This is a genomic window from Deltaproteobacteria bacterium (assembly GCA_023382265.1).
Taxonomy (GTDB): Bacteria; JAMCPX01; JAMCPX01; order JAMCPX01; family JAMCPX01; genus JAMCPX01.
On record JAMCPX010000031.1, the window covers coordinates 1 to 11,525 of the forward strand.

The window sequence follows — 11,525 nt, forward strand, 5'->3', positions numbered from 1 at the left end:
GTAAAAACTGGTAGTAAGTCATAGGAACACATAAAAGACCGCTAATCCGCTTGAATAAAGGGTTTGCACGGAAAAAACCTTACTTTTCAAGACCTTATGTTTTTAGCTGATAGCGGGTTTAAAACCCGCTCCTGCCTCCCAAAACTGCGGTTTCTATATTTTTTCCGTCATTATATTAAAGCTGTCGGTAAGCACATAGGTTGCAAGATTGAGTTCCTCTTCTGCAAGCTGTTTGCCTGAAAGAATCGGGGCATTGCCTTTCCATCTTTCTTTTACAAAAACAGCTATATGCCTTTTTATGCTGTCCGCATCAAGTCCAAGCTCATCACCGAGTATAAAACCCGCCCTAACTGCACACCGCCTCCCCTGACATGAACCTGTGCCGAGACGCGTTCGCCTTCTCAGATCGGGTAAAGTTTTTGCCCACTCATATCTTATCGCATATCTTATCTCTGCTTCTATGACCGGCTCACATTCACAAACGATTGCCTTGTAGGAAGGGTCCTCGTCTATCAGCCCGAGTACATTCTCCGTTTTTGAGCCGTGCCTGTATGCGATTCTCGAAACCGTATAAGGATCAAGCTTAAACATCTGAGAAAGTTTTTTAACGTCTGGGATAAAATGCCCTCCTGGAAGCGGCTTTAAATGCGTTGTGCATGTCTGTGTTATACCGAGTTTTTTACATATAAGATCGGCGGCCTCTTCCGACATAAGTCTATAACTCGCCAGCTTACCGCCTGCTATTGTCATAAAGCCTTTGATCCCCTCTTCCGACTCGTGATCGAAAATCCTGTGTTCTCTATACAGTGCATCCTCGTTTTTACCCCATTCGTAAAGCGTGGGTCTGATACCGATCATTACTCTTGAGATCCTGTACTTTCTTATATCCGGAAAATATTTTTCTGCAGCCTGAATCAAATATTCGATCTCGTCATTCGTCGCCCATAGATTATCGAGATCACCGTAATAATCGTCATCCGTTGTACCCACTATGAATGTATTATCATGCGGCATCATAAAAACCTGTCTGCCGTCAATTGCTTTTATAACGACCCCAGTGTTCGACAACCGCCTGTCAAATATAAGGTGTATACCCTTGCCGGGCCTAACCCTTACTTCCGTGCCTGCAAGGTTTGCAACTTTGGGCAGCCATGGGCCTGCTGCGTTCATGGTAATTCGTGCAAAAACGTCCCTTTCCTCACCCGTTACAGCATCTTTTATTTTAACACCTTTAACCGTTTTATCTTTGATTATGAGATCGCTTACCTTTGTATGGTTATATATCTCTGCTCCGTGTTCTTGTGCGGATATGGCATTCTCTACACACAGCCTGAATGTGTCTATGCCAAACTCATCAAATGAAACACCGCCTATTGCGTCATCGGTAAGCCCTGGCTCTATTTTTTGAAGTTCCTGTTTTGTTAGCCTTGTATGGGGCTTGCTGTTTTTAAATGGTGCAAACTTATCATAAGCCTCAAAAAATGTTTCAAGCAGCTCGATGTATATCTCCGGGACTGCATCCGTCTTTAAAACTGGCGTCACAAACGGTATCCTGAACAGGAGGTGCGGGGCTATCTTCTGAATATATCCTGAATCAAGGCTCGACAATCTCGTCGTGTTAATATCGTTCAACAGGTACCTTGCACCGCCGTGAATCATGCCTGTGCATGCACCCGTTGCACCGGAGGAAAGATCATTCTTTTCAAAAAGGATAACCTTTAAACCACGCATGGCACAGTCTCTCGCTATACCCGTACCATTAATACCTCCGCCTATAATTGCCAAATCATAAATCTGTTCAGCCAAAGCCTGCTTTCCTCCATTTTTTAGAATGAGATGCTATTCTGCCATATTTATTACACTAAGCTTTGATGCGATCTTCTGTGCAATCCGGTGAAACTCTTTTGCAGATTTTGATTCCGGATCCATAACAACTATCGGTTTACCGATGTCGCCGCCCTCTCTTATCTTTGTTTCGATCGGCAGTTGTCCAAGAAAATCAACACAGAGCTTTTTTGCAGCGGCCTCTACCCCGCCTGTTCCGAATATGTCGGTCCTATTATTACAATGCGGGCATACAAAATAGCTCATGTTCTCGATCATTCCTATCACGGGCACCTCCACCTTTACAAACATATTAAGCGCCTTTGTTGCATCAAGTAAAGATACATCCTGCGGGGTTGAAACAATTACGCCCCCCGTTACAGGTACCTTTTGAACGAGCGTGAGCTGCACATCTCCTGTTCCAGGAGGAAGATCAACCACCAGATAGTCAATCTCACCCCAGTACGTTTTTGTAAGGAACTGTTCTATCATCTGGCTGACAAGCGGCCCACGCCATATAACAGGGGTTTCGTTCGGCAGAAGCAAGCCTATTGAAATAGTTTTAACCCCATACACGTCAACGGGTAAAATTTGATCTTCCTTCAATGCTGTTATTTTTTGCTCCTCCGAGATGCCCATCATTAACGGCACATTCGGGCCATATATGTCCGCATCTATCAATCCTACTTTAGCACCCGTCTGTGCAAGTGCTATAGCAAGATTAACACTTACCGTAGATTTACCTACTCCGCCTTTACCGCTGCCCACCGCTATTATATTTTTTATTCCGTCTAAAGGAATCGGCTTCCTCGGTACCTTAGACTTAGCCTTCGGCACATTTGATTCCTGCCTGATCTCCACCGATTTTACCCATCCAATAGACTCAACAGCTTTCCTTACCGCCCTGTTTAAACTATCCGCAAGCGGGCATGCAGGCGTTGTGAGAACAAAAGTAAAACTAACCCTTCCGTCTTCTATTTTAAGCTCCCTGATCATCCCGAGACTAACAACGTCCCGCTTCAGCTCGGGATCTTCGACTGTACTGAGCGCTTTAAGCACTTCCCTTTCAAGTTCGATATCCGACATAGAATTTCCTTTCTATCCCTCACTCGCGAAAACTCTCGGTATTCTCAAAACCATATTCGGTTTTATAAAACTCGTCCTGTATATATGGTTTATATACTTTATCCTGTGGATGGATACATCAAACTTACGGGATATATCCCACAGAGTATCACCGTTCCTTACCCTGTAATATATATAATTCGTTGAGGCACTATGCATAGTCACATACCTGGCATGCCGTATCTCCGTATATTCGATAGGCCTTCTGTGCTCGTACGGACTCACCGGTATTATGATTGCATGTCCAGGCCTGAGATACCTGACAAATCTTATGCGATTCATCTCTCTAAGCCGTGCTATGGGAACGCCGTACAGCCTTGAAATCGCGTATAGTGTGTCTCCCTGCCTTATCACATATCTTTTATAAGTGAACCAATCCCTCTGAGGGATTTTTTTTAATCCTTTGAGGAATTGAGTCTTTGTTCCATCAGGCAGGTTTAACGTATAAGATTTTACCGGGGGAGTCGCCCATCTGAGCAATTCGGGGTTAAGCTCTTTGATGACTTTATAACTTACATCCGCAAGCCTTGCTGCCACATGCAGATCTATTTGATGGTCAAGAACAACCTTGTCGTCGATTATCGGCTTCTCGTACGTCAGCTCAGTAAAGCCGAACATCACAGGGTTCTTTGCAATCATGGCTGCTGCAATAAGCTTCGGCACATAGTCTCTTGTCTCTTTCCTTAAATACCTGTATTCGGAAAGTTTCCAGAAATTATCTGTCTTCTTTAGCTGTATAGCATGCATTATTTTTATCGGACCTGCATTGTAAGCAGCCTCTGCAAGATACCATGAACCGAAGGTGTCATAAAGGTTTTTCAGATAAAGTGCGGCGGCGAGTGTAGCCTTTTCGGGATTTCTACGTTCGTCTATCCACCAATTCACCTTAAGCCCGTATAACCTCGCAGTACTTCTTATAAACTGCCATTGACCGCATGCACGTTTACTTGACACAGCTTTTGTGTTAAAACCGCTTTCTATCAAAGCCATATATACAAGATCCTCCGGAAGCCCGTGTTCTTTAAGAATTTCTTTCATCTCCGGTATATATCTCTCGGAACGCTCAAGCCACTTTACGAATACATCGTGCTGAACATTAGAAAAATAATTAATAAAGTATTTTACCTTCTCATTCATTACGGTTGGAATATCTATATCGCTTGTCACGGTTTCACCTGTCAAAGGCGATTTGCTGTGATCCATTATATGGATTATATCCCCGTTATTCTCCGACGTGGTTGTGCAAGAATCAGAAGACACCGATGTTATAGCCGTAGCTGTCAACCCTGCGGCTGTGGTTGATGTTATACCTATTAACGCAGGATTTACACTCCCTTTCTCAATGACCTTTGAAGTGGCACACCCAATACCCGTACCCATGATCCCTAAAATCAAAACCAGTTTGAATATTTTCTGCATTTTGTTTGATTACAATGACAAACGCCTTCATGTCAAGATTATGTTTTTCTGCTTTCAGTAAGTCCTGGAATCATAACAGCGGGACCAGTGTGTTTTTTCACCGGTTTTCTCAAATGCGTTTGTCACGGTTGAACCGAAGAGCCTGAGAACGAAAAAGCATTATTACACGCGATAGCCTTACCTTACGAGAATATACGTTACTGCAATAAGAACACCTGCAAATATGGATGCAAATGCCCATTTCCATTGCCTGTTGTACGCAAAATAAACGGATACGGAAACCATTGCACTAACAGGTGTAAATATCAAAATCATGATACCCGAGAAGGCGAGTGCCTTAAAATAAATGGCCTGTATGTGAATAAGATTACTTAACAACTCAAGCAAAAACTCAAGAACAAGCAACCCTATGCCTGTATAAGAACCTATCCGGATAACCGTGCTTACGATCCTTCTATCATTCATAGATACGCCTTAATCCCGTGATAAAGCATCTCAAGTGCTATGAGTATCATTATAACGGCAAATATGCGCTTCAATAGCGCGGTATTGATCCTTTTAAGCATACCCGACCCGATCTTGGCACCAGTAAAAACACCAACAGTAACAGGCGTTGCAGCATAAAAGTTTATGGCCCCTTTAAGCAGATATACAAACGTTGCAGCCGACGCCGTTGCGCCTATCATAAAATTGCTTGTTGCAGTTGCAACCTTTATAGGGGCATACATTACGAGATGCATTACGGGTACATTAATGGCACCGCCTCCTACCCCGAATATGCCTGAGAATATCCCAGCAAAAAAGGCGAGCCCTATGCCGATCGTATAATGCGCATAGCCGTTGTTAAAATTATCGTCCGCAGACCGTTTTTTAAACATTTCATAAGACGCGTAAAATAAAACAACAGGAAAAATCATTTCGAGCATGCGGCTTTTAAGCGTATGTGATAAAAGGCTACCGATAATAGCACCCGACGTCGTGCCGAGCATAAGGAGTATTCCAAGCTTAAGATCCGTAAAGCCTTCGGAAATAAACCTTGAAGTCCCGCCAAGGGACGTGGCAAGCACACCCACCATGCTTATGGCAATAGCCTTATGTATGGTCATGTGAAAGTAAGGAATCAGTGTTAGTGCAGGAACAACTATGATCCCGCCGCCGAGACCCAACAGGGCTCCAAGAAAACCGGCGGCAATCCCTATAACAAGCAATGCAAATAAATATATGATCATTTATTGATAAAACATTCCCATCATACTGCAAACTCATTATTCCGTTTTTCGTACTGATGGATCATACGCTTTTGTGTTAATGCTATCATCAAAAGATTTGGCCGTGCAAGACAAATAAATATATTGAAATATTCATAATCAGGCATTATTCTCTGTCTATGAAACATATAATTATAGTACTGATGTTGTTCATGCCCATAACAGGTTGCGTACACTATTATCATACAACGGATATCCCCGTTTATACAATAGACAAGACCTCAAAAGCAGAAGCGTACCTGATGCTTTCGAACACGGAAGCAGAAAACGGAGATGCCGGGCCTGCAATAAAAAACCTGAAATCTGCAATAGAAAACGACCCGTCTTCTCCATATCTCTATCTGAAACTTGCCCAGTTATATGGATTGAAGCAGGAGTTTAAAAACGCAGATAAAGCAATAGATCAGGCTTTAAAAATCGATCCGGATTATATCCCCGCCCTGTATGGTAAAGCCGATCTGTACAGCAGTGAAGGTAAAACAAAACAGGCAATAGGCATATTAAAACACATCGTCGTACTTAACCCGGATTCGGAAAATGCGTATCTTGCACTTGCACTCACACAGTATCATTCGGAGGATATTAAAGGTGCCCAGTCTGCACTGAAAGATATGATCATACATATACCTTCTTCGCCTTACTCATACTACTATCTGGCAAAGATAGCCGTTGATCAAAAAAAGTACAAAGACGCCATAGAATATTACAATGAGGCGTACAAAGTGGCACCCGATTTTTATACGGCACTCTATGAAGAGGCTGATGTTTATGCATATTTAAAAGAGTACGGCAATGCCGTCAAGACTTACAATAAACTGATCAAAGAAGGCAGCCCCGATACACCGGTGATTTATGAAAAGATGGGCGACCTCTATCTCTCGGAAAAGGACTATACGAAAGCCATTGGAAGTTATCTGAAAGCGCAATCGTCCCGTTCATCAATAACTTTACAGTTGAAAACGGGTATCGCATACGTTGAAGCGAAGGATTACAAAAATGCGGAAGTTGTGTTTAAAGATATAATACGATCTAATCCCGATTTTTACAGGGCGTATTATTATTACGGTATGCTGCTTGCGGAAAACAGGAAATATGATGCTGCAATAAATATCCTCAATAAAGTTCCTGAAGGCGACCCCGTTTATCCCGATGCTGTTGTAGAGATTGCTATAATATACAGTGACAGAAAAGATAATAAATCTGCCGAAAACACACTCCTGCCTTTATTAAAACAAAAACCGTCAAAGGACATATATAATCTATACGCATCATTCCTGGCAGCAGATAAGAATTACAAGGGTGCTGTTTCCATACTTAACACGGCATTAGAAAAATTCACGGATAGTCAATCGATACTTTATCACCTTGGTGTTGTTTACGATCAATCGGGGGATAAGACGGCCGCACTTAGCACAATGCATAGTTTACTTAAGATCAACGAGAATAATCCCGATGCACTTAACTATATCGGCTACACTTATGCAGAAGAAGGCATAAAGCTGAATGAAGCAAAACAGCTGATAAAAAAGGCTTTAAAAATCAAGCCCGATGACGGCTACATAACAGACAGTCTTGGATGGGTATATTATAAACAGGGTTTCATAAAAAAAGCCATAGCCACACTTGTGAAGGCTGTTAAATATTCAAAAGGCGATCCTCAGATACTCGAGCATCTCGGGGATGCTTATATCAAGGCAGGGGATAAACCTAAGGCAATAATAAGCTATGAGGCTGCATTAAAGAATAAGAATATAAACGATGAAAAGCTTAAGAAACGGTTACAGGAGAAGCTTCATAAGCTCGTCAGATAAAAGCAAACCGCGTCTTTGATTTAGCCGGAAGATGCATTCGGAGAAACAATGAATGAACAAACATACTCTCCTGCTGTATTCTTTGGGTTGATCCTTGCCTTTGTTGTTCTTGCAGGGTGCGTCTATACACCAGCCCATGTAAACTACAATAATCCCGATGCGCTGGCTGCGGCAATGAATAAAAACCATCTGCACAGCATTAAAGCACTGATAAGCGTCAATATGCATGTGAACGGCAGGTATATGAGCTTTCCGGAATCAATCATTATAGACGGTAACGCGATGCGTCTTGAAACACTGAACATTTTTTATCAGCCGGTCCTCATCATCATTTATAACGGCACGGCTGCAGTGATGGACGTCAATAAAGGTACATGCAGTATATCTTCATCAAGCGTACTCAGGCAATACACCCGCATGGATGTAGAGCCTGTGAATTTTGAGAGGCTTATAACGGCACGGCTTATCGGCAAACCCGATAGATTATCCGACACTAAGAAAGGCATCATGCTGTACGGCAAAACCGGCAGGACGATCTGGTCTTCCGTACTCAACGACGATTTATTACTTACATCAACAACGGCGCAATATATGAGCGGGGATACCGTAACCTGCACTTATAAAGATCATGATACGATCGACGGTGTAACACTGGCGATGCATGTTACATGCGATTGGGGAGATAACAGGGTCGCCGTTCATTATAAAAATGTACGGGTGAATGTACCGGTTGATTCTTCATTGATGGATACACACAAGCTTTGCGGTTATGATTGACCGGCTGCCCCTCCAGATGTGAGCGAAGATGGAGCCATGCCCGTCAAGACCTTACGGAACTATCCCTGCCTACCGGATACCAAGTTTTTTCCGGACAATATTATTAAGATATGTAGGCAGTACCTTGATATTGACCATGTTTAACATGTTCTTTAATTTGGTCAGCCTTAAATAAAATCTCATGTACGCTTTGAGCTGCAATGCTTCAAGCCTTTTTCTTGATACCTGCTTTAACTCTGCCGCACTGCCCATTTGCCATCCATACATGTCCCAATCACCCGTCAGGGTGTTTAACCCCCCGTCACCCGTCTTTGCCATTTCATAAAGTTCTGTGCCGGGGTACGGCACCGTTATAAAAAAGTTTGCATAATCGGGATCAAGTTTTATCGCGAATTTTATTGTCTGATTTATGGTAGCCTCTGTTTCATGCGGCAAACCGAGTATAAAAAATGTGTCCACTGTTAAACCTGCAGCCTTCGCCCATTTAACCGCATTGACGGCATGCTCAATGGTTGTTCCCTTTTTCATTTTATTTAGTATTTCCTGATTCCCCGATTCTATACCGTATGCAATCAAAAAGCAGCCCGCAGAACGCATTTTTTTAAGTAATTCGGGGTTTACCCTGTCAACCCTTGTCTGGCACAGCCATTCTATCTTTTTATTCAAACCACTCTCTATCATTGCATCACACAGCTCGCCCGCTCGTTTCATGTTTATGGTAAAGGTCTCATCCATAAAAACGAATCTTTTTGCATTAAATTTATCGATCATTCTTTCCATTTCTCTAATCACACTATGGATCGATCTCTGTCTTACCCTGCCGCCTGTAACCCTCGCACATGTGATACACCTGCTTACACAGCCCCTGCTTGTTGATATGGGCAGTTCAAGAAAATCCGTTTTTTTAGAATAATGGGCATGATATCTGTCGAGTTTGAACAAATCCCATGCAGGGAACGGAAGGGTATCAAGATCAAAAATGACTTCTGAAGGCAGATTTACTACAACATCATTACCTTTTCTATAAGCTATTCCTTTCACACTCTCAAAGCCGCGTTTATCCCTGATGGCATTAATAAGATTAAGAAACGGCAGCTCTCCTTCTCCATGAACGAGCAGATCGAAATGCGGGAATTCCCTAAGTGTTTGTCCCGGCATTGCCGTTGCATGATAACCACCTATAACGGTAATAATGTTTTTATCAATTTCTTTTATGATCCTTGCCGCATCTTGTGCGGATTTAATAAGAAAGGTCGGAGCGGTGATACCGATAATATCGGGAGAGACATCTCTAATCCTTGTCTCGAGTTCATCAAGCAATAATTGTTCTGCCTGTGCATCAATGATGCTGACATCCGCACCGTTTTGTCTTAAATAAGATGCAATATAACCAAGCCCATGATGTGGTTCATGGACATAAGAAACGCGTTCTGTAAGCTTCGTCAGCTTTGGAGGATTAATCAATAAAACTCTCATAAACCCGTTTATCCGGAAAATGTAAGGTCTAAACCAATTTTTTTAAATACATCTTTTTGCTTTATAATAACAGATTTAATACCGTAACACAAACGCTCTTTCGGCAGGGGGGATGAAGCAGCGTGCCGGTGGCGCTCCAGGCATTTCACGGATTAAAATCCTGAGAAAGGCACAGGAATAAATGTTATTATAAAGATAATAACAGCGATCCAGCCTATGATCTTTCTTTTTGAATCGAGCGGCTGGAATGGATCCATGGGACTTGGATGTCTTATCCCGAGAATCAATATGATCAAAGCCCAGAACAGCCATACGTTCCATGACATTATGCCAATGACAACAAGCCCGATCAGGGCTAACCTTGCAATCATGTTATACCATTTACCAAATAATGCATAGGCGATATGGCCGCCGTCCAATTGGCCTATCGGTATAAGATTCATGGCTGTAACGAACATGCCTATCCAGCCAGCAAAGGCTATTGGTCCGAACGCAATCTCATGGCCCGGCGGAATGTTGGGTCTTAATATGTGTGATAGAAGTTTTACGAGCAGCGAATTCCCCAGCTTTATACCTTCTACACCCGATGAAGCCAATAATGGAGATAACTTTATACCCACAATAAGGGCCGGCAGTGCTACAATAAAACCTGCAATCGGTCCTGCAGCGCCTATATCGATAAGCGCATTACGATCCGGGATGGGTGATTTCATACGGATAAAAGCGCCGAACGTTCCGAGTATGTTAGGTGCAGGAATAAAGTAAGGTAATGTAGCAACTACATTATGGTATCTTGAAACAAGGAAATGCCCCATCTCGTGAGATAAAAGGATGGCCATTATGGTAAGGGCGAAAGGTAAACCCAGATAAAGACTTCCAGGCGATGATATCGGATTCACACCAACCTGAAGTGCACCTGCAACTATTGTTGCGAGAAAAGTTATAACGAATAAAATAGCGGGCGTTAGAATTTTAATCTTTGCCTTCTCCGGCTGTTTATACCCATAATAATCGTCATGAAGCTTTTCAAGGTCTATCTGAATATTGTCAATATAATCTCTGCTCATGTTTTCCTCTTCTTATATATTATTGTTGATCATCTGCCATATCGTTTGAGGTCTGCCTATGTAATCGGATATGTGCCTCATCGTAAACCCAAACATATCCAATGGAATATCTATAGACAGGAATTCCTTAAAATCCACTATCCGTTCGTTAATGCTGTTTAACAGAATTATAACGTTCAAAGGTATACGCCTTACCGCAATATCATTCATTATGCAAGATTTGCAAATTATCCTGCCGTTTTTAAACGTAATGTAAGTATCGTCATAATCAAGCCCGCCGCCGCAAGATTCGCAATTCTTGATATAGGGTAATATGCCGTTCATTTTTAGCAGATATGATTCGTAAAAAAGCCTGATTGCCAAAACGGGATGATCCTCCTCAAGGAGCCGTAATGCCGTGAGAAACACATCAAACAATTTTTCGTTTTTTTGTTTCTCGGGTAATAAATTGTCCGTAATACTCAAGAAATGAAACAACATTAACAACTTATTGTAATCCTTTCTTATATTAAGAAAATAATTATTTATATGTGCATGCTCTATTCTCATAAGCTGATGTATGTGTTTTTCTACAATGCCGAATTCTCCGTCATTCCCGACCTCAAACGCCGCGGCAAACCTTTTTCTGCTTTTCGCTCCGCCCTTGGCAATTGCCTTTATCTTCCCTTCATCTTTCAAGAAGATAGTAACGATAAGATCCGATTCAAGGTACTTGATCTTGTTTAAAACAATACCTTCCGAGTTAAAGATATGCATAT

Annotated in this window: 10 protein-coding genes; 2 read left to right on the forward strand and 8 right to left on the reverse strand. The window is 42.2% G+C overall.

Annotation, left to right across the window (positions count from 1 at the left end):
- Positions 1-153: 153 nt before the first annotated feature.
- The 5 genes from M1381_05920 to M1381_05940 form a co-directional block, all read right to left on the reverse strand.
- The gene (locus M1381_05920) at positions 154-1,806 is read right to left on the reverse strand and encodes an FAD-dependent oxidoreductase (GenBank protein ID MCL4478623.1); all 1,653 of its coding nucleotides are present in this window, start codon (positions 1,804-1,806) and stop codon (positions 154-156) included.
- Between the two features lie 33 nt (positions 1,807-1,839).
- Positions 1,840-2,910, reverse strand: coding sequence for an iron-sulfur cluster carrier protein ApbC (gene apbC / locus M1381_05925; GenBank protein MCL4478624.1), 1,071 nt, complete (start codon positions 2,908-2,910; stop codon positions 1,840-1,842).
- A 12-nt stretch (positions 2,911-2,922) separates the two neighbouring features.
- A complete protein-coding gene (locus tag M1381_05930) occupies positions 2,923-4,368 on the reverse strand; it encodes a LysM peptidoglycan-binding domain-containing protein (protein MCL4478625.1) in 1,446 nt (481 codons plus the stop codon).
- A gap of 177 nt (positions 4,369-4,545) precedes the next feature.
- On the reverse strand, positions 4,546-4,833 hold the full coding sequence (locus M1381_05935; GenBank protein MCL4478626.1) for a hypothetical protein: 288 nt from the start codon (positions 4,831-4,833) through the stop codon (positions 4,546-4,548).
- The gene (locus tag M1381_05940) at positions 4,830-5,597 is read right to left on the reverse strand and encodes a sulfite exporter TauE/SafE family protein (protein ID MCL4478627.1); all 768 of its coding nucleotides are present in this window, start codon (positions 5,595-5,597) and stop codon (positions 4,830-4,832) included. Before M1381_05940 ends, M1381_05935 begins: the two co-directional genes overlap by 4 nt.
- Positions 5,598-5,755: 158 nt before the next feature.
- On the opposite strand from M1381_05940, the gene M1381_05945 reads away from it, so the two are divergent.
- Both M1381_05945 and M1381_05950 read left to right on the forward strand, forming a co-directional pair.
- Positions 5,756-7,447 (forward strand): tetratricopeptide repeat protein, encoded by a 1,692-nt coding sequence (locus tag M1381_05945; protein MCL4478628.1) that lies wholly within the window; start codon positions 5,756-5,758, stop codon positions 7,445-7,447.
- A gap of 48 nt (positions 7,448-7,495) precedes the next feature.
- Positions 7,496-8,224: a hypothetical protein gene (locus M1381_05950; protein ID MCL4478629.1), complete on the forward strand. Its 729-nt coding sequence runs from the start codon at positions 7,496-7,498 to the stop codon at positions 8,222-8,224.
- A 69-nt stretch (positions 8,225-8,293) separates the two neighbouring features.
- Here M1381_05950 and M1381_05955 read toward each other — a convergent pair whose 3' ends face one another.
- From M1381_05955 to recO, 3 genes are all read right to left on the reverse strand, one after another.
- The gene (locus M1381_05955) at positions 8,294-9,700 is read right to left on the reverse strand and encodes a B12-binding domain-containing radical SAM protein (GenBank protein ID MCL4478630.1); all 1,407 of its coding nucleotides are present in this window, start codon (positions 9,698-9,700) and stop codon (positions 8,294-8,296) included.
- A gap of 152 nt (positions 9,701-9,852) precedes the next feature.
- Entirely contained in the window at positions 9,853-10,767 is a 915-nt protein-coding gene (locus M1381_05960; protein MCL4478631.1) for a site-2 protease family protein, read from the reverse strand.
- A 12-nt stretch (positions 10,768-10,779) separates the two neighbouring features.
- Positions 10,780-11,523 carry a DNA repair protein RecO gene (gene recO, locus M1381_05965; protein MCL4478632.1) on the reverse strand — a complete coding sequence of 248 codons (744 nt, stop codon included), beginning with the start codon at positions 11,521-11,523 and terminating at the stop codon, positions 10,780-10,782.
- Between the last annotated feature and the right edge of the window lie 2 nt (positions 11,524-11,525).